This window comes from Roseospira visakhapatnamensis, assembly GCF_014197915.1.
GTDB classification, from domain to species: Bacteria; Pseudomonadota; Alphaproteobacteria; order Rhodospirillales; family Rhodospirillaceae; genus Rhodospira; species Rhodospira visakhapatnamensis.
This window is the reverse complement of record NZ_JACIGK010000018.1, coordinates 72,909-89,632: the sequence shown is the minus strand read 5'-3', so window position 1 is coordinate 89,632 and position 16,724 is coordinate 72,909. Positions and strand designations below refer to the sequence as shown.

General features: G+C 72.5%; 23 protein-coding genes. All 23 read left to right on the top strand.

Translation table 11 applies throughout. The features are described from left to right. Positions 1 to 306, top strand: a 306-nt coding sequence (locus GGD89_RS12565) for a hypothetical protein (protein WP_221238451.1), incomplete at its 5' end; no start/stop codon positions are given. Positions 307 to 309: 3 nt separating this feature from the next. Further along, positions 310 to 687 carry a capsid cement protein gene (locus tag GGD89_RS12560; protein WP_184045760.1) on the top strand — a complete coding sequence of 126 codons (378 nt, stop codon included), beginning with the start codon at positions 310 to 312 and terminating at the stop codon, positions 685 to 687. Positions 688 to 711: 24 nt separating this feature from the next. Continuing rightward, on the top strand, positions 712 to 1,662 hold the full coding sequence (locus GGD89_RS12555) for a capsid protein (RefSeq protein WP_184045758.1): 951 nt from the start codon (positions 712 to 714) through the stop codon (positions 1,660 to 1,662). Positions 1,663 to 1,677: 15 nt separating this feature from the next. After that, the gene (locus tag GGD89_RS12550) at positions 1,678 to 1,866 is read left to right on the top strand and encodes a DUF7210 family protein (protein ID WP_184045756.1); all 189 of its coding nucleotides are present in this window, start codon (positions 1,678 to 1,680) and stop codon (positions 1,864 to 1,866) included. 122 nt (positions 1,867 to 1,988) lie between these two features. Next, a complete protein-coding gene (locus tag GGD89_RS12545; RefSeq protein ID WP_184045754.1) occupies positions 1,989 to 2,420 on the top strand; it encodes a phage protein Gp36 family protein in 432 nt (143 codons plus the stop codon). A 24-nt stretch (positions 2,421 to 2,444) separates the two neighbouring features. Continuing rightward, positions 2,445 to 2,870: a phage virion morphogenesis protein gene (locus tag GGD89_RS12540; protein WP_221238450.1), complete on the top strand. Its 426-nt coding sequence runs from the start codon at positions 2,445 to 2,447 to the stop codon at positions 2,868 to 2,870. Next, positions 2,867 to 3,406 (top strand): hypothetical protein, encoded by a 540-nt coding sequence (locus GGD89_RS12535; RefSeq protein ID WP_184045750.1) that lies wholly within the window; start codon positions 2,867 to 2,869, stop codon positions 3,404 to 3,406. The genes GGD89_RS12540 and GGD89_RS12535 overlap by 4 nt, the downstream gene beginning before the upstream one ends. Continuing rightward, complete coding sequence (locus GGD89_RS12530; protein ID WP_184045748.1) at positions 3,399 to 3,995, top strand: phage baseplate assembly protein V; 597 nt, start codon at positions 3,399 to 3,401, stop codon at positions 3,993 to 3,995. The genes GGD89_RS12535 and GGD89_RS12530 overlap by 8 nt, the downstream gene beginning before the upstream one ends. A gap of 8 nt (positions 3,996 to 4,003) precedes the next feature. Next, complete coding sequence (locus tag GGD89_RS12525; RefSeq protein ID WP_184045746.1) at positions 4,004 to 4,216, top strand: hypothetical protein; 213 nt, start codon at positions 4,004 to 4,006, stop codon at positions 4,214 to 4,216. Between the two features lie 7 nt (positions 4,217 to 4,223). Beyond that, positions 4,224 to 4,571, top strand: coding sequence for a GPW/gp25 family protein (locus GGD89_RS12520; RefSeq protein WP_184045744.1), 348 nt, complete (start codon positions 4,224 to 4,226; stop codon positions 4,569 to 4,571). After that, a complete protein-coding gene (locus GGD89_RS12515; RefSeq protein ID WP_184045741.1) occupies positions 4,568 to 5,416 on the top strand; it encodes a baseplate assembly protein in 849 nt (282 codons plus the stop codon). Before GGD89_RS12520 ends, GGD89_RS12515 begins: the two co-directional genes overlap by 4 nt. Next, on the top strand, positions 5,409 to 6,443 hold the full coding sequence (locus GGD89_RS12510; protein WP_184045739.1) for a phage tail protein I: 1,035 nt from the start codon (positions 5,409 to 5,411) through the stop codon (positions 6,441 to 6,443). Before GGD89_RS12515 ends, GGD89_RS12510 begins: the two co-directional genes overlap by 8 nt. Then, positions 6,440 to 6,793, top strand: coding sequence for a phage tail-collar fiber domain-containing protein (locus GGD89_RS12505; protein WP_184045737.1), 354 nt, complete (start codon positions 6,440 to 6,442; stop codon positions 6,791 to 6,793). The genes GGD89_RS12510 and GGD89_RS12505 overlap by 4 nt, the downstream gene beginning before the upstream one ends. Before the next feature lie 2 nt (positions 6,794 to 6,795). Further along, entirely contained in the window at positions 6,796 to 9,375 is a 2,580-nt protein-coding gene (locus tag GGD89_RS12500; RefSeq protein ID WP_184045735.1) for a hypothetical protein, read from the top strand. Positions 9,376 to 9,378: 3 nt separating this feature from the next. Next, on the top strand, positions 9,379 to 9,654 hold the full coding sequence (locus GGD89_RS12495; RefSeq protein ID WP_184045733.1) for a hypothetical protein: 276 nt from the start codon (positions 9,379 to 9,381) through the stop codon (positions 9,652 to 9,654). Continuing rightward, complete coding sequence (locus GGD89_RS12490) at positions 9,647 to 10,240, top strand: DUF4376 domain-containing protein (protein WP_184045731.1); 594 nt, start codon at positions 9,647 to 9,649, stop codon at positions 10,238 to 10,240. The genes GGD89_RS12495 and GGD89_RS12490 overlap by 8 nt, the downstream gene beginning before the upstream one ends. A 3-nt stretch (positions 10,241 to 10,243) precedes the next feature. Then, entirely contained in the window at positions 10,244 to 11,674 is a 1,431-nt protein-coding gene (locus GGD89_RS12485) for a phage tail sheath C-terminal domain-containing protein (RefSeq protein ID WP_184045729.1), read from the top strand. A gap of 114 nt (positions 11,675 to 11,788) precedes the next feature. Continuing rightward, on the top strand, positions 11,789 to 12,298 hold the full coding sequence (locus GGD89_RS12480) for a phage major tail tube protein (protein WP_184045727.1): 510 nt from the start codon (positions 11,789 to 11,791) through the stop codon (positions 12,296 to 12,298). Between the two features lie 6 nt (positions 12,299 to 12,304). After that, entirely contained in the window at positions 12,305 to 12,721 is a 417-nt protein-coding gene (locus GGD89_RS12475) for a hypothetical protein (RefSeq protein ID WP_184045725.1), read from the top strand. Next, positions 12,721 to 12,858, top strand: coding sequence for a GpE family phage tail protein (locus GGD89_RS12470; protein WP_184045723.1), 138 nt, complete (start codon positions 12,721 to 12,723; stop codon positions 12,856 to 12,858). Before GGD89_RS12475 ends, GGD89_RS12470 begins: the two co-directional genes overlap by 1 nt. 206 nt (positions 12,859 to 13,064) lie before the next feature. Beyond that, complete coding sequence (locus tag GGD89_RS12465; protein WP_184045721.1) at positions 13,065 to 16,106, top strand: phage tail tape measure protein; 3,042 nt, start codon at positions 13,065 to 13,067, stop codon at positions 16,104 to 16,106. Further along, on the top strand, positions 16,093 to 16,512 hold the full coding sequence (locus GGD89_RS12460; protein ID WP_184045719.1) for a phage tail protein: 420 nt from the start codon (positions 16,093 to 16,095) through the stop codon (positions 16,510 to 16,512). The genes GGD89_RS12465 and GGD89_RS12460 overlap by 14 nt, the downstream gene beginning before the upstream one ends. Next, complete coding sequence (locus GGD89_RS12455; protein WP_221238449.1) at positions 16,509 to 16,721, top strand: tail protein X; 213 nt, start codon at positions 16,509 to 16,511, stop codon at positions 16,719 to 16,721. The genes GGD89_RS12460 and GGD89_RS12455 overlap by 4 nt, the downstream gene beginning before the upstream one ends. Positions 16,722 to 16,724 lie beyond the last annotated feature (3 nt).

Sequence of the window (16,724 nt, the reverse complement as noted above, 5' to 3'; positions counted from 1 at the left end):
GAGGCGGTGATCGAGGCCGAAATCCAGGCGGCCGTGCAGGGCGGCAAGGTCCCGCCGGCCGACGCCGACTATCACCGCCTCGCGTGCAAGGCCGAGGGCGGCCTGGAGAAGTTCCGGTCCTGGGTGGCGAGCGCCCAGAAGGCGGACATCACCAAGCCCGTGACCATGCCCTCGCGCCCGGCTGGCGCCGGCGGGATCACGCCCCAGGCGGCCGCGCAGCGCGCCCAGGCGTACCAGGCCGAGATGCGCGGCAAGGGCATCACCGTCTCGACGTCCGACGCCGTCGCGCACGTGATGGGGGGCTGATCCATGGATCTCGGTCTGACGCTTTCTTTCACGTCCTCCGCGCCCATCAACCCCCATCGCATCGTCGCCGCCACCGGGACCGACGGCCAGATCGCGCAGGCCGGCGCGCCGACGGACACGCTGATCGGCGTCACCGGCCCGCGCGGCGCCGAGGCGGCCGGCAAGCCGGTGGACGTGATGTTGAGCAGCGTCCAGCCGGTCACCGCCGGCGGGGCCTTCGCCTTTGGCGATCCGCTGACCAGCGCCAGCGACGGCAAGGCGGTGCTGGCCGCCCCGGCGGCCGGCGCCAACGCCCGCATCGTCGGGATCGCGCTGGAGGCCGGTGCCACCGACGCCCTGACCCGTATCCTGGTCGTGCCCGGCCTGATGCAGGGCGCCTGACACTTCTGACGGAGCATGATCCCCATGGCCGATGACCAGTCCCAATACACGGAAGACGCCACACAAACGGCGATCGCCATCGCCTACAGCAATCCGGCGCATACGCTGATCGCCGACGAGGTGATGCCGCGCCGACCGGTCAGTGGCCTGAAGTTCAAGTGGACCAGCTACCCCATCGAACAGTCCTACACGATCCCCGATACGCGGGTGGGCCGGCGGTCGCAGGTCCGGACGATGGAGATCCGGGGCGAGGAACACGACGGCTCGTGCGAGGACTTCGGTCTCGCTGTTCCGCTGGACAACGACACCATCCGCGAGGCCGAGCGGAGCGGGTTCGACCCGCGCGGCCAGCGGACGGAAGTGGCGACCAACGTCGTCACCCTGGATCGCGAACAGCGGGTGGCGGGAACGGTGTTCAGCGCCGGCAGCTATGCCAACGGCCTGGCGGCCGTGCTGTCCGGCACCGACCAGTTCTCGGACTACACCAACAGTGATCCCCTGGGCACGCTGCTGGACATGCTGTCGTCCTGCCTGATCCGGCCGAACACGCTGGTGTTCGGGGAGATGGCTTGGACACGGACACGGCGTCATCCGAAGTTGATCCAGGCCGTGAGGGGGCAGCTTGTCGAAGAAGGGGTGATCTCGCGCCAGCAACTCGCGGACCTCCTGGAAGTCCAGAAGATCGTGGTCGGGCAGTCGCGCGCGAACATCAATCGGCCCGGCCAGGCGCTGGAGCTGGCGTACCTGTGGGGGCCGCATGTGGCCGGCCTGTTCATCGACCCGACCGCGTCGCCCGAGGCCGGCGGTATGACCTGGGGGTTGACCGCCCAGTTCGGCACGCGGATCGCCGGCACGAAGACCGTGGATATGGGCCTGCGGGGCGGGGAGTTGCTGCGCGTCGGCGAGACGGTGCGAGAGCTGGTGATCGCCAAGCACGCCGGTTTCTTCCTTGAAGACACTGTGGCGACGAGCTGACCGGAGACCTGATCCATGACTGAACAGACCGTCCGGCGCGTCGCCAAGGTGTGCATCCGCCACAACGGCCGGCGCTACCACCCCGGCGACACCGTCGAGCTGACCCCGGCCCAGGCCGCGCACCACGAGCGGCGGGGGCATGTGGAGAAGGAGCCGCCGACCAAGGCGCCTCCGAAGGAGGCCGGAAAGCCGCCCGGGAAGTGAGTTTTTGTTTTTGATCGGCCCAGCGCGCCCCTTCGGGTCGCGCGGGCCTCCGCCGCTTCGCGGCGCCGGGCCAGTCGGCCCGGCCGGCCCCTGCGGGGCCGGGTGGCGCGGGGAGTATCACAGTGACGTACGCGACATCCACCGACCTGATCCTCACCCACGGCCAGGACTGGCTCGACCGGGTGGCCGATCGTGACTTCGATGGCGCCGCCGACGAAACGGCGGTGATGGCGGCGCTGGATGAGGCCGCCGGACTGATCGACGCCTATCTGGCGCCGCGCTACGCCCTGCCGCTGGCGGCGGTCCCGGACATCCTGCGCCGGGCGGCGGTGGACCTGGCCGCGCGCCTCCTGTGCACCAATCCCTCTGACCTGGTTGGCGATATCAAGGACCGCGCCGAGCGCGCCGACGCGCTGTTGCGCGACCTGGCCGCAGGCCGGGCCGCCCTGCCGCCCGAGGCCGTGCCCGGCGCCGCCCCGGGCGAGCCACCCCGGCCGGTGGTCATGGCCGGTCCGCCGCGCCTGATGACCCGCAACACTTTGAGAGGGGTTTAAGGAATGGTCGGGGTCGCCGCTGAGATGACCATGGACGGTCTGCAACCCGTGTTGGCGGCCCTGTCGGGCTTCGGGGCCGCCGACCGGCGCGAGGCGCTGGAGATCATGGGCGGCGTGGCCGAGAGCGCGGCGCGCCGGCGCATCGCCGAGGACAAGGAAGACCCGGCCGGTACGCCCTGGCCGGAATGGAGCGAGAAGTACGCCGCGACCCGGCACGAGAACCAGTCGCTGCTGATGTCCGAGGGTCACCTGATCGACAGCCTGCAGACCGTCGTCAGCGGCGACACGGCGCTGGTGGGCTCGCCCCTGGTCTACGCCGCCATCCACCAGTTCGGCGGCGAGCCGGTGGGGATGGCCATCCCCGAGCGCCCGTACCTGGGTCTGTCGTCCGAGGACGAGGTGGACCTGCTGTCGGCGATTGAGGACTTCGTGCGGAGCAAGATCGAATGACCGATCCCCTCAACGGCCTTCTGGACGCCGTCGTGGCCGGCCTTAAGGCGCACTTCGGCGCCGGCCTGCGCCAGTGCAAACGCCACGCGGGACGGTTCGATGCCGCCGAACTGGAGCGCCACGGCGCCGACGCCCCGGCCATCCTCGTCGCCCCGCTGGGCATCGGCCCCGGCGCCGAGGCGGGCGACGGCACCGCCGACCACACCCTGCGCCTGGGCGCCTTCGTGGTCGCCACCGATCGCGGCCGCGCCGACCGCGACGTGCTGGCCGCCGGCCTGGTGGGCACGCTGATCACCCACCTGCCGGGCCAGGTCTGGGGGCGGGACGACACGCATCCCGTTGAGGCCCGCACCCTCCGTGCCCAGAACCTCTACGCCTCCACCCGGGGGCGCGGCGTGGTGCTGTGGGGCCTCGAGTGGCGGCAGGCCATCCGCCTGGGCACGTCGAACTTCGCCGACTGGCCGGGCACCCTGGCCACCGTGGCGGCACGCGGTCCCGGCGACGAGGCCGTGCGCTGGGGAGGCGTTGATGGCTGACGCGCTCGCCGGCGGCCGGGGCTTCGGCCAGGCGGAGGCTAACCGCCGCATCGCCAACACGGTCCGCCTGGGCCGCGTGGTCGCGCTCGATCCGGGCGCGGCGCGGATCAAGGTCCAGGCCGGCGGCAACGTCACCGCCTGGTTGCCCTGGACGGCGGGTCGCGCCGGTCCGGACCGCGACTGGGCCGCGCCGGAGCCCGGCGAACAGGTGCTGGTGCTGGCGCCCTCCGGCGACCTCGCCCAGGCCGTGGTGGTGCCCGGGATCTACCAGGCCCGCCACCCGGCGCCGGGCGATCGCGCCGACCTGCGCCGCACCGTGTTCCAGGACGGCACGATCCAGGAGTACGACCGCGCCGCCCATGCCCACCGGCTCGACCTATCCGCCAGCGGCGGCAGCGCCACCGTGGTGTCCGGCGACGCCGAACTGAAGCTGACGCCCGAGGCCATCACCCTGACCGTGGGCGGCGTCCGCCTGACGGTCTCCGCCGCCGGCGTGGAGATCGCCGGCGACGTGACCGTCAAAGGCTCGATTCACGCCAGCGGCACCATCATCGACGACAGCGGCAACACCAACCATCACACCCACTGAGGTCCGCCATGACCGAGCGCCAGACCTACACCGTCGCCACCGGCCAGCCCCTGGCCATCCTGGGCCGGATGCATCGGCCCGGCTCCACCGTCGAACTGCATCCGCGCCAGGCGGACGCGCACCTGCGCACCGGCGCTCTCGTGGCGGGGGCACCTGTCGACACCGCCAAGCCGGCACGACCGCGCCGGTCCAAGGCCACCACCAAACCGGCGGAGGCGTGATCCCGCCATGATCGGCACCTCCGCCACCACGGGCCGGGCGCTGGGCGGGATGGAGCACCTGGGCCAGTCCGTCGCCGACATCATCCTGACGCCGATCGGCAGTCGGGTGATGCGCCGTGCGTACGGATCGCGGGTGCCGGACCTGATCGATGCGCCCATTGGCCAGCCGACCCTGGTGGCGATAACCAGCGCCGTGGCCCAGGCGCTGGAGCGGTGGGAGCCGCGCTATCGCCTGTCGCGCCTGCGGCTCGACCAGGCCGGCGCCGGCGGCGGGGTGCTGATCACCCTGATCGGCCACCTGACCGAGACGGGTGAACAGGCCGTGGTCCAGGTGCCCGCCGGGGGCGCGTCATGAGCCGGTTCGATGCGATCGACCTGGCGCGGCTGCTGGCGCCTGACGTCCTTCAGGCGGTGGACTTCGAAGCCGAACTGTCGGTGCTGCTGGATGAGTTCAGCGCGCGCTATCCGGAGTTCTCCGCCGCCCTGGAAAGCGAGCCGGTGATGAAGTTGACGGAGACCGTCGCCTATCGCACCGCCCTCAAGGTCGCGGCCTTCAACGACGGGGCGCGGTCGCTCATGCTGGCCCATGCCGGCGGCACCACCCTGGACCACATCGCCGCCGCCATGGGCACGGCGCGCCAGGAGGGCGAGGCCGACGACAGCCTGCGGGCGCGGGCGCAACTGGCGTGGGAGGCCCTTTCCACCGCCGGCCCCACCGGCGCCTACGTCTATCACGCCCTGTCGGCGGACCCGCGCGTGCGGGACGTCTCGGTCACCAGCCCGGTCCCGGGCACCGTGGCGGTCACGGTGCTGTCGGCCGAGGGCGACGGTTCGGCGCCGGCCGACCTGGTGGCGGCCGTCGAGGCCAAGGTCAATGCCGACGACGTGCGGCCCCTGACCGACACCGTGGCCGTCCAGTCGGCCGAGGTGATCCCCTACGGCGTCGCCGCCGTCCTGACCATCGCCGATGGCCCGGACCCGGAGGTGGTGCGCGCCACCGCCGCCGGCCGCCTGGCCGCGACCGTGGCCGCCGCCCACCGCCTGGGCGGCACGGTCAGCCTGTCGGCGCTCTACGCCGCGCTGCATGTCGAGGGCGTGCGCTCGGTCGACCTGACCGAGGCCCAGGCCATCGCCGCCGAGGATCACCAGGCGCCCTGGTGCACGTCCTCCAGCGTGACGGTGGGAGGGGGCCATGTCTGACACGATGGGGCCTGACGTCACACCCTTGATGCCCCCCAATGCCAGCGGCCTCGAGCGGGCGCTCGACCAGGTCCTGGCCCGGATCGAGCACGTGGACCTGAGCCCGATCCGCGCCCTCAAGGACCCGGCGACCTGCCCCGCGCACCTCCTGCCGTGGCTCGCCTGGGAACGCAGCGTCGACACCTGGTCGGCCACCCTGACCGAGGCCCAGCGCCGCGCCGTCATCGCCGCCGCGCCGCGTTTGCACAGGATCAAGGGCACCCCGGCGGCCATCCAGCTTGGGCTTCAGGCCGTCGGCCTGGCCGACGCCGAGGTGGTCGAGGGCCTGCCGGCGCTGCGCCACGACGGGGAAGCCCGGCGCGACGGCCGCCATACCTACGCGGGCGACCGCCGCTGGGCGCTGTTCCAGATCTGGGCCGACCTGGGCAACGAGGCCGGCCTGGACGCCGTCCAGGTGGCACGGATCCGGGCGGTGATCGCGCGCGCGAAGAACGCGCGGTCCCACCTGCATGCCCTCGGCTTCCGGGCCAACGTGCATGTGGTCAAGGCCCGCCCGGATCTGGATCACCTGGCCCTGGCCGTGCGCCTGGACCTGCGTGGCCGACAGGGCGTGCGTGACGGGCGGTTCCGGCGCGGCGGCGCGCGCCTGCCCGATCGCGGCGGCGCCATTGCCTACGACGGCAGCGCCCGCCGGGGCGTGCCGCTGATCACCGAGACCATCCGCTACCACGAGGGCCACCTGATCCCGAGCCTGCCCGTGCGGGTCGGTCTCACGGGCACCCATGTCCGGCCACCAGTCTTGCCGCGCGACGGGCGCCTGCGCTTCGACGGCCGGGCGGTCCGGGGGCGGCCCATGGTGACCGTCACACCGGCCCCCGTTGTCATCCGCCGGCTGCTGCCGCGCGACGGCTCCTTCAGCCGCATCGGCCACGGGCCGCGCCGCGACGGCGGCCGGTGCTACGGGGACGGCGCGCGGCGGGGCGGCCGCCACCGGCACGGCCTGACGATCGAGAGGGCGCCCGCATGATCACGCACGGCTACTACCAGAGCCTCGCGCGACTGCAACAGGGAGACCTGACGGCGCGCATCACCCGGGTCGGGTTCGGCTCCGACGGGACGGCGGACGCGGAAGACGATACCGCCCTGTCCGCCGACGCCGTCCTGAAGGACATCGACACCGTCGAGGTTGACCCGGCCAACCCGAGGGTCCTGCGCTTCCGCTGGTCCCTGGCAATGTCCGAGGCCAACGGCCTGCTGATCCGCGAGATCGGCCTGTTCACCACCGATGGCCTGATGGTGGCCCGCAAGGCCCGGGCCTCGGCCATCGAAAAGGCGCCCGACATGACCCTGGGCGACTGGTTTGCGCTGGAGCACTGACGATGGCGAGCATTCCCAAAGTGACCGATCCCGGGTTCCCGGATGTCCATGTGCTGGAAGAAGGCGAACCGGTGGTCGGCGGCCTGGATGGCGTGGACAACCGGCCACACCGGGAGTTGGCCGAGCGGACCGAGTTCCTGAAGGCGAAAACCGACACCCTCGCCGCCGCCCGCGCCGACCACGAGGCCCGGCTGAACACCGTCGAGGTGGCGGGATCGATCAGCGTCGGCCGCGCCTTCGGGCTGTGGTCCGGCGAGATGGCGGACTTCGAGCTGTTCAGCGACCACCCCTATGTCTGGCGCGACATCGACCCCCGCGCCATCGTCCAGACGGTGGCCGGCGACGAGAGCGTGGACGTGGAGTCCACCGCCGGTCTGCGCGTCGGCGATGCCTATGTGATCCGCGACGCCGACGGGTCGACCGAGGTGGTGGAGGTCGCCGAGGTCCTGTCCGCCCAGCGGCTGCGCGCCACCGCCACGCTCGCCCGCTCCCGCGACGCCACCGGCACGCTCGCCCGCACATCGTGGGACGTGCGCGCCGGCCACGCCCTGGCCCAGGACGGCGGCGTGCTGTATGCGCGCCCCGTCCGCGTGCTGCGTTACGACGACACCGGCCGGGTCCTGATCCGCCGCGATGCCGGCGACGGCACCCTCGCGCTCGCCGTCCGCGACGCGGCCACCGGCGGCGCCTGGACGGACTGCCCGCTCGCGACCAGCACCGCCGCCCCCGACGCCGAGGACCGCGTGGACCTGGAGTACCAGGTGCCGACCGGCGGCGTGGTGGCCTTCCGCCTGACCGCCACCACCGGCCCCTCGGGCGCGCCCATCCGCGTCGACCACATCCTGGCCCTGCCGCCGCCCGACGCGGTGCGCGACCTGGTGCGCCGGCCCGTGGCCGTGGCCCCGGCCGAGGGCGCCGTGGATGTGTCCGAGACGCCGCTGTTGGAGACCTCGGCCTACTACTCCCTCTACGGCGTCGTCCAGGCGGACCTGGAGGTGCGCGTCGCCACCGATCCGCTGATGACCACCGTCATCCACACCGCCACCCTGGGGGCGGCGGGCGCGCAGGTCACCCTGCCCGCCGGCGTGCTGGCGACGGACGGCCGCTACTGGTGGGACGCCCGCCACCGGGACGCCGAGGGCCAGTGGTCGCTGCGCTCGGAGCCGGCCGGGTTCTCCTGTGCGTCGACCTTCACCTACGTGAGCACCCCCACGATCTCGACGCCCGCCGAGGGCGCGACCGGCGTCTCCCTGACGCCCACCATCACCACCTCGGCCTTCGCCGTCGTCGGCGGCGAGGACACCCACGCCGCCACCCGCATCCAGATCGCCACCGACGCGGCGTTCTCGACGCCGGTGGTCGACGCGACCCTCGGCGCCGTCACCGAGCACACCCTGGACGCCGGCCAGGCCCTGGCGCGGGACACCCTCCACCACCTGCGCGTCCGCCACGAGGGCACGGCGCTGGGGGCGGGCGGCTGGTCCACCACGCGCGCCTTCCGCACCGCCAATGCCGGCGACGCGCCGGTCATCACCAGCCCGGCGGCCGGCGCGACCATCCCGCTCCGCCCGACCATCACCCTGAGCGCCTTTGCGTTCCCCGGCGGCGGCGAGGCGCATGTGGCGTCACAATACCGCGTCACCTCGGCCGACGGCCTGACGACGCTCTACGACAGCGGCGAGGTCTCCGACCTGACGTCGCACACCCTGCCGTCCGCCCTGCCGGCGCTCACCGCCGTGCGCCTCACCGCCCGCCAGCGCGGCGCCACCACCGGGTGGACGGCCTGGGCGACGGCCGTCGCCTGCGCGACCGAGGCGCCGAGCGGGGAGGCACTGTTCACCTCGCCGGGCTCGCACGCCTGGACGGTGCCCGATGGGGTGACCGAGGTGTCGGTGGTGTGTGTCGGCGGTGGGGGCGATGCGTCAGGCGGCGGCAGCCATGCCGGCTCCGGTGGTGGGACCGGATGGCGGAACGCCACCACCGTCGCGCCAGGACAGGCGATCACTGTTGTCGTAGGGGGCCGACAGGCAGATGGGTCCGGAGGCACGTCGTCGTTTGGATCATTTCTCAGCGTCACTGGGGGCAGTCGCGGTGGGGTCTCCCCCCCTGCACCAGGACAACCTCTCGCCGGCGCTGACGGCGGTGGCGCCGGCGGCGAAGGACGCAGCGGTGGCGGTGGCGCCGGTGGTTACGAAGGTGACGGAGGTAGGGGAAGCGACAGCGGCTTAGGTGGACTGGGCTCCGGCGGCCAGGGCGGCGGCGGTGGCGGTGGTGGTGGCATCGACAACGGCTCTGGTGCCGGCGGCGGTGGCGGCGTTGGGTTGCAAGGCCGTGGCAGCAACGGTGCAGGGAAGTCCGCCAATGCCCTCGGCGGCCCTGGTGGTGGTGGTGGAAGCGGTGGTCAGGATGGAGGTAAAGGCTCCCCCAGCCCCGGCAACACCGGCGGCATAGGCGGCAACGGGGGGGATTTTGGGGGCGGCGGCGGTGACGCCCACGCCGCTAGCGTTGCCGGGGCCGGCGGGTCAGGCGCCGTGCGCGTCATCTGGGGGCCGGGGCGCAGCTACCCCGACCACGCGGCCTGAGCCATGGCCGACTATTGCGTCACATACCGCACCCCCACGGCCGCGCGCGGCGAGGCCGTGGTGGACGCCGACGGCCTCCACACCGCCCAGGATGAGGCTCTGCGCGCCGTCCACATCCTGACCGGCCACTCCCTCGAACGCATCGCCATCCTCGCCGTGTCCGAGCACCCGGACGGGCGGACGCTGTGGTGGGACCCGGCCCTGTACACCCCCGCGCCGCACGAGACCGCCCCTCGGGACCCCCGCGCGCAAACCAAAGAGGAGATCACCCATGCCTGAGAGCATGTGGGCACGCATCGACGACAACGGCCGCGTGGCCGAGCTGATCCGTCACGACCCCGCCGGCGCCTACCACCCCTCCATCACCTGGGTGTCGGTCCCGGAGGCCCTGCGGCCCTGGGTCCGCACCCACGGCTGGCGCGTCACCGACGACGGCCAGGGCGTGGAGCCCGACAGCCTGGACGCCCTGGTCGCCCAGGCCGCCGCCCGCGTCGCCGCCGAGCGCTGGACCCGCCAGACCGCCGGCGTGATGCACGACGGCCACCGCTACCACACGGATACGGAGGGCCGGCAAAGCATCACCGGCGCCGTCGTCGGCGCCCAGGCCCACGAGGCCACCCACGGCCCGGGCACCTTCTCGACCGTCTGGAAAACGGCCGACGGCTTCGTCGACTTGGACCTGCCCGGCCTGATCGCCGCCGGCCAGGCGGTGCTGGCCCACGTCGCCGCCTGCTTCGCCCGCGAGGCCGAGATCCGCGCGGCCATCCAGGCCGCCGCCGCCGACCCCGACGCCACCGCCACCGACATCATCACCACCCACGACACCCACATCGGCCACGGCTGGCCGGGCACCGAGGAGACCTGAGCCATGACGGAAGCGTTCTATCACGGTCCGGAGGTCATCGAGGTCGATGATGGCATCCGGCCGATCCGCACGCCGGCCAGCGCCATCATCGGCCTGATCGGCACCGCGCCCGACGCCGACGCCGCGACCTTCCCGTTGGACACGCCCGTGTTGCTGCTGCCGTCACAGCAGCGCAGGGCCGCCAAGCTGGGCGCCGGCACCCTCAAGGACGCCGTGGACGCCATCTGGGACCAGGGGGGCGCGACCATCGTGTTGGTGCGGGTGACCGAGGGCCAGGACCAGGCCGCGACCCTGAGCGCCATGGTCGGTGACCAGACCCTGTTGACCGGGGTGCATGCCTTCAGGGCCGCCCGCAGCGTCGTCGACACGCAACCGCGCATCCTGATCGCCCCAGGCTATACCGGCATCCGGCCCACGGGGGTCTCGGCCATCGCCGTGGACGCCGGCGGTACCGGCTACGACGCGGCCACCACGACGGTCACGATCACGCCGGCCGCCGGCGACACCACCGGCACCGGCGCCCAGGGCACGGCGGTCATCACCGACGGCGCGGTGACCGGGATCACCCTCACCCGGCCGGGCATCGGCTACACCGCCGCGCCCACGGTGACCATCGCCGGCGACGGCACGGGGGCCACGGCCACCGCCCAGGTCGGCACCGTGGCCAACCCGGTGGTGGCGGAGCTGCTGGGCATCGCCGTCAGCCTGCGGGCCGTGATCCTGGCGGACGGGCCGAACACCACCCTTGAGGCCGCCGCCGAGGCCCGCAAGGACTGGGGCAGTCCGCGCGTGTTCATCACCGATCCCTACGTCCAGGTCTGGGACACCGACATCGACGGCGCGGTGGATCAGCCGGCCAGCGCCCGGGTCGCCGGCGTGATCGCCCGCATGGACAACGAGCGCGGCTTCTGGTGGTCGCCGTCCAACCAAGTCCTGAACGGCATCATCGGCACCAGCCGGCCGGTGGGCTGGGCCGTGGGCGACGTCCACAGCGAGGCCAACTGGCTCAACGAACGCGAGGTGACCACGGTGATCCGGCGCGAGGGGTTCCGTTTGTGGGGCAACCGCACGTGCTCCGAGGATCCGCTGTGGGCGTTCCTCAGCGTGCGCCGCACGGCGGACATGGTCTACGACGCCGTCGAGGCCGCCTTCGTCTGGGCCATGGACCGGCCGCTGTCGCCGCAACTCGTCCTGGACGTCCAGGAGAGCGTCAACGCCTACCTCCGCTCCCTGAAGGCCCGTGGCGCGATTTTGGGCGGGCGCTGCTGGCTCGACCCCGAGTTGAACACGCCCGACCGCCTGATGGCCGGGCACCTCACCCTCGACTTCGACATCGAGCCGCCGGCGCCCATGGAGCGCCTGACGTTCCGCGCCCATCGCGAGGATGGTTACTACACGGAGTTGGTGGACGCCGTGATCCGTGAAGCCGCTTGACTTTTTTATCGGCCCTTCGGGCCTCCGCCGCATTCGCGGCGCCGGCCCCCAAGGGCATTCAGAGCGGCACCGCGAAGCGGTGCCAGGGCGCGCCGGATGACAGGAGGAATCACCATGGCGACGATCGCCAAGAAGCTGAAGGCGTTCACCCTGTTCGTGGACGGCCACGGATACGCCGGTCGGGTGGACGAACTGACCCCACCGAAGCTGACCATCAAGGCCGAGGAATACCGCGCCGGCGACATGGACGCGCCGCTCGACATCGACATGGGCCAGGAGAAGCTGTCGCTGGAGGCCAGTGTCGGCGAGTACGACGCCGCCCTGTGGCGCCAGTGGGGCCTGTCGGAGGGCCATGAGGTCGCCGTCACCCTGCGCGGGTCGCAGGGGCACGGCCTGGCCGAGGAACCCGTTCTGCTGGCCGCACGCGGCATGGTGACCGAGGTCGATCCCGGCGGCTGGAAGCCGGGCGACGCCAACACCTGCAAGCTGACCATGACGCTGGCCTATTACCGCGCCGAGATCGCCGGGTCCGAGGTGATCGAGATCGACGTGATCAACGGCGTGCGTGGCATTGGCGGCGTGGACGTGCTCGCCGCCCGCCGCCGCAACCTGGGACTGGAGTAAGTGACCATGGCTGACAAGACCGCGACCCCCGCCGCGCCCTCCACGCCCAGGGACGACGCGCCGCCCGACGACCGCCACACCCGCCGCTGTGACCTGCCGGTGCCCGTGGACGTCGAGGGCATGGGCACCGTCCGGACCCTGTGGTTCCGGGAGCCGCTCAACCCCGACCTCTACACCCTGTCCCTGGTGGACCTGGCGCAAAGCAGGATGGGGCCACTCATGGATGTGGCCGCCCGGGTGCATCGCCCGCGCCTGCCGCCGGACGCCTGGCAGGCCCTGGGCCTCGCCGACACCCTGGCGATCGCCGGGGCCGTCAGCGTTTTTTTCGCCGACGCCAGCCAGGCCCTGGGCATGGACCTCGACGGCCTGGCGGCGGAGACGGAAGCGGAGACGACGGCGCCATCGAGCACATCCAGGACCTGATGGCCGACGTCGCCGCCCTGTGGGGCTGGCCGCTGTCGGACCTGGAGCGCCTGACCCTGTGGGAGACCCTGGACTGGCGGGCGCGGGCGGTCGAGCGGCGGAGTTGGCCGGTCCCCGTGGTGTGGGTGAAGGGGTGAGGCGTTTTTGCCTTATCGCCGCAACTCGGTCCTCCGGACCTCGCGCGGCTCCGGGCCTTCGGCCCGCCGGCGCGGTCGCGCCGGAGAGGCGCACCCAGGTTGCCTTCGCATACCCAAACCGGCGCGACCGCGCCGACGCCGCGAAGCGGCGGAGCCCCGTGAGGCCGAAGGCCGAACCGGGGCGATAAAAAACAAGGGCAAACCTCATGACCGACCTGAACCTGGCGATGACGATCCGGCTCATGGACCGGGCCACCGCCCCCCTGCGGGGCATCGGCCGGGCCATGCAGGGCTTCGGGCGCCAGGCGCGGGACGTCTCGGGGTCCCTGGGGCGCCTGAAGCAGCAGCAGGGCACCATCACGGCGTTCCGCCAGCTCAAGGAGCGGCTGGATCAGGCCGGCACGGCCATGACCACCGCCAAGGCGCGCGCCGAGGGCCTGGGGCGGGAGCTGGCCCAGGCCCGGCGGCGGGCCGGGACCCTGGAAACCGGTCTGCGCGAGGCCGAGGTCGAGGTGGAGCGCCTCGGCCGGGAGATGCGCGCGGCCGAGGCGCCGTCCGAACAGCTTCAGGCCGCGTTCCGGGAGGCCGAACAGAAGGCGGAGGCCCTGCGGGCCGAACTGCGCGGGACGGGCCGGGACATCGAACGGCTCGAAACCGCCTTCGATACCGCGCGCACCGCCGCCCGCCGCACCGCCGACGGCCACCGCACCCTGGCCTCGCGCACCGAGCACGCCCGGCGGTCGATGCGCGAGGCCGGCCTGTCCGCCGGCCGCCTGGCCGACAGCCAGCGCCAGGTTACCCGGCAGACCCGCGAGGCCACCGAGGCCATGGCCCGCCAGGCCGAACGCGCCGCCGCGCTCCAGCGCCGCACCGAGGCCCTGGCGCGGGCGCGGGACCGTCTGGCCAAGGCCACGATGGTCGGCGCCGGCGTCGGCGCCAGCGGCTATGCCGTCCAGCACGCCGGGCGCATGGGGCTGGGGTTGGCGCAGCCCGCCATGAAGGCGGATCACGCCTGGACATCGCTGCGCATGGTCGCTGGCGTGGACGAAGAAGACATGCGGGCCATGCAGGCGCGCGTCGCCGCCATCGCCAGACAGACCAATCAGGACGCCATGGCCCTCAGGGATGCGCTGGGCTTTCTGATCGGCAAGGGCCTGGACCCGACCGAGGCGCTGGCCGCCCTGACGCGTGTCGGCATATCCGCCACGGGGACCGGGGCCGACATCGCGGACATGGGCGCCTTGACGTTCGCCGCCATGGACACCCTGAAGGTTGCCGCGCGGGACATGGCCAAGGCCCATGACATCATGGCCAGGGCCGGTGATCTGGGTGGGTTCGAACTGCGCGACATGGCGCGGACGTTTCCCCAACTCACGGCCAGCGCCCGGGCTCTGGGCCTGACGGGCACGCAGGCCATCGGCACCTTGTCGGCGGCCCTGCAAGTGGCCGTGAAAGGGGCGTCCTCGCCCGATGAGGCCGCCAACAACCTCGCCAACTTCCTGCAGAAGGCCACGGCGCCGGAGACCGTTCGCAACTTCGCCAAGTTCGGCATCGACATCAAGGCCGCCCTCGGAGAGGCCGTCGCCCGAGGGGACAATCCCTTCGACGCCCTGATAACCCAAATTGCGAAGGCGACAGGCGCGGACCTGGAACAGGAGATATCGCAGGCCGTGGCCGCCGGCGCCGATCCCCGGGCGGCGGCCGAGGCGCTGGCCCAGAAATTCCAGTTGGGCGAACTGTTCGGGGACATGCAGGTCCTGAACTTCCTGGCCCCGATGCTGGCCAACATGAACGAGTTCCGCCGGATCCGGGCGGAGGCGCTCGGCGCCGACGGCGTGGTGGACGACAAGTTCAACACCATGATGGGGACCACCGGAGAGCAAGTAAAAGCGCTGACCATCGCCATGGGGGGGCTGCGCGACGCCGCCGGGCGCGCCATGCTGACAGCGCTCGGCACCATCGCCCAGCGTCTGACCGGTGTCGTCAACCGGATCACCGATTGGACCAAGGCAAACCCCAAGCTCACCGCCACCCTGGGCAAGCTGGCCGCCTATGCCGCCGCCGGCGCCGTTGGCGTGGGTGGGCTGCTGACCGCCGTGGGCGCCGTCATCGTGCCCTTCGCCATCCTGCGCTTCTCCGCCAGCGTGCTGGGGATCCGGCTGCTGGGCCTGGGGACCATCCTGCGCGGGGTCGGCCGGGCCGGGCCGCTCGTGGCCGGTGGTTTCAGGCGCATTGGAAGCGCGCTCCGCGCCGTCGCCCGGGCCGGGCCGCTCGTGGCCGGCGGTTTCAGGCTCATGGGCGCGGCGCTGATGACCACGCCCATCGGCTGGGTGGCGGCGCTGGCGTTGTTGCTGGCTGGCGCGGCGTTCGCGATCTACCGGAACTGGGACAAGATCGGCGCGTGGTTCCAGGGCAAGGTGGACCGTGTGAAAGCTGCGTTCGATGAAGGTCTGATCCAGGGCGTCATGGCCCTGGTGGCCGAGTTCAACCCCTGGAGCGTGGTCCTGGAAGGCTGGGACGGCCTGATCAAGTGGCTGTTCGGGATCGACCTGGCGGAGGTCGGCCGGCAGTGGATGGACTCCATCGGCAAGGGGTTCGCCGAGGGCTGGAAAAGCCTCACCGACTGGCTGGACCAGAAGATCAAGGACCTGACAGGCATGCTGCCCGCGTTCGTCCGCGAGGGGCTGGGGCTGGGCGAGGGCGACGACGACAGTGACGACGACCAGGCGTCCGCGCCCCGTCCGGCCCGCGACCAGCGCGGCCGCCTGATCCTGCCCGGGTCGGTCGCCGCCGCCACCGTCGCCGGCGCCATGAGCGCCGCCGTCCCCGCCGGCGCCACGGGCCTGGCCGCGTTCCCGGCGCCGACCGTGGCGTCGATTACGGCACCGGCACCGGACACGCCGCCCGACTGGCAGGTCGTCGCCGACTGGGGCCGCCGGCAGGGCGGTGACACCGCCGCCACCGGAACCGGTCTGGCGGAAACCGGGCGGGCCATGGCCGCCCTGGCGGAGGCGGGACGGACAGACCTGCCGCTGATCCCCGCCGTGCCCGCCACCGGCCCGGCGCCGGCGGTGGGTGGCCCACAACCGGTGATCCCGGCCGAGGCCGGCCCGACCACCAACAACGTGGACAACAGCACCGTCGTGTCCGTGACCGTACCGCCCGGCAGCGACATCAATGCGATCGTCGCCGCCGTGACGCGGGAGCTGGAGCGCCGGCAACGGGGGGCGCTGCATGACCTCCAGTGACGTCTTGATGCAGTTGGGCGACTACGTCTTCAGCGTCCCCACCGCCGCCTACCAGACCCTGCGGCTCCATGCCGAGTATCGGTGGGTCCAGCAGGATCGCCTGGCCACCATGCCCGCCCAGCAATGGCTGGGGCCGGGGCGCCAGGAGATCACCCTGCCGGGCATCATCTATCCCCACGACGCCACCCTGTATCCCGACGGACAGGGCTGGCGCCAGGTGGCCCTGATGCGCGACGCGGCCAGCGTCGGCGAACCGCTGATGCTGGTGTCCGGCCTCGGCGAGGTCTGGGGCTGGTGGTGCATCACCGAGGTCGAGGAAACGCGCTCCGGCCCCACTTGGCGGTCCCTGGCCCGCAAGATCGACTTCCGCCTGGTGATCGTGAGCTACGGGGGTGAGCCGCGATGATCGAACTGCGCGCCCAGCAGGGCGACACCCTGGACTTGATCTGCCGCCGCGTTTATGGGCAGGAAACAGCGGAGAATGTGGCCGCCGCCCTGGACCTGAACCCCGGCCTGGCCGACCTCGGCGTGGTGCTGCCCACCGGGACGCGGGTGCGCCTGCCGGACCCGCCGACTGCGACGCCGACCGTCGCCGTCGTCAAGCTGTGGGACTGAGGC

Coding starts and splice junctions, on each gene's coding strand:
- GGD89_RS12460 (WP_184045719.1), top strand. CDS start 16,093: ATGACCTCCAGTGACGTCTTGATGCAGTTGGGCGACTACGTCTTCAGC.
- GGD89_RS12535 (WP_184045750.1), top strand. CDS start 2,867: ATGACCGATCCCCTCAACGGCCTTCTGGACGCCGTCGTGGCCGGCCTT.
- GGD89_RS12495 (WP_184045733.1), top strand. CDS start 9,379: ATGGCCGACTATTGCGTCACATACCGCACCCCCACGGCCGCGCGCGGC.
- GGD89_RS12480 (WP_184045727.1), top strand. CDS start 11,789: ATGGCGACGATCGCCAAGAAGCTGAAGGCGTTCACCCTGTTCGTGGAC.
- GGD89_RS12500 (WP_184045735.1), top strand. CDS start 6,796: ATGGCGAGCATTCCCAAAGTGACCGATCCCGGGTTCCCGGATGTCCAT.
- GGD89_RS12510 (WP_184045739.1), top strand. CDS start 5,409: ATGTCTGACACGATGGGGCCTGACGTCACACCCTTGATGCCCCCCAAT.
- GGD89_RS12540 (WP_221238450.1), top strand. CDS start 2,445: ATGACCATGGACGGTCTGCAACCCGTGTTGGCGGCCCTGTCGGGCTTC.
- GGD89_RS12525 (WP_184045746.1), top strand. CDS start 4,004: ATGACCGAGCGCCAGACCTACACCGTCGCCACCGGCCAGCCCCTGGCC.
- GGD89_RS12555 (WP_184045758.1), top strand. CDS start 712: ATGGCCGATGACCAGTCCCAATACACGGAAGACGCCACACAAACGGCG.
- GGD89_RS12520 (WP_184045744.1), top strand. CDS start 4,224: ATGATCGGCACCTCCGCCACCACGGGCCGGGCGCTGGGCGGGATGGAG.
- GGD89_RS12490 (WP_184045731.1), top strand. CDS start 9,647: ATGCCTGAGAGCATGTGGGCACGCATCGACGACAACGGCCGCGTGGCC.
- GGD89_RS12470 (WP_184045723.1), top strand. CDS start 12,721: ATGGCCGACGTCGCCGCCCTGTGGGGCTGGCCGCTGTCGGACCTGGAG.
- GGD89_RS12485 (WP_184045729.1), top strand. CDS start 10,244: ATGACGGAAGCGTTCTATCACGGTCCGGAGGTCATCGAGGTCGATGAT.
- GGD89_RS12455 (WP_221238449.1), top strand. CDS start 16,509: ATGATCGAACTGCGCGCCCAGCAGGGCGACACCCTGGACTTGATCTGC.
- GGD89_RS12475 (WP_184045725.1), top strand. CDS start 12,305: ATGGCTGACAAGACCGCGACCCCCGCCGCGCCCTCCACGCCCAGGGAC.
- GGD89_RS12515 (WP_184045741.1), top strand. CDS start 4,568: ATGAGCCGGTTCGATGCGATCGACCTGGCGCGGCTGCTGGCGCCTGAC.
- GGD89_RS12505 (WP_184045737.1), top strand. CDS start 6,440: ATGATCACGCACGGCTACTACCAGAGCCTCGCGCGACTGCAACAGGGA.
- GGD89_RS12550 (WP_184045756.1), top strand. CDS start 1,678: ATGACTGAACAGACCGTCCGGCGCGTCGCCAAGGTGTGCATCCGCCAC.
- GGD89_RS12465 (WP_184045721.1), top strand. CDS start 13,065: ATGACCGACCTGAACCTGGCGATGACGATCCGGCTCATGGACCGGGCC.
- GGD89_RS12530 (WP_184045748.1), top strand. CDS start 3,399: ATGGCTGACGCGCTCGCCGGCGGCCGGGGCTTCGGCCAGGCGGAGGCT.
- GGD89_RS12560 (WP_184045760.1), top strand. CDS start 310: ATGGATCTCGGTCTGACGCTTTCTTTCACGTCCTCCGCGCCCATCAAC.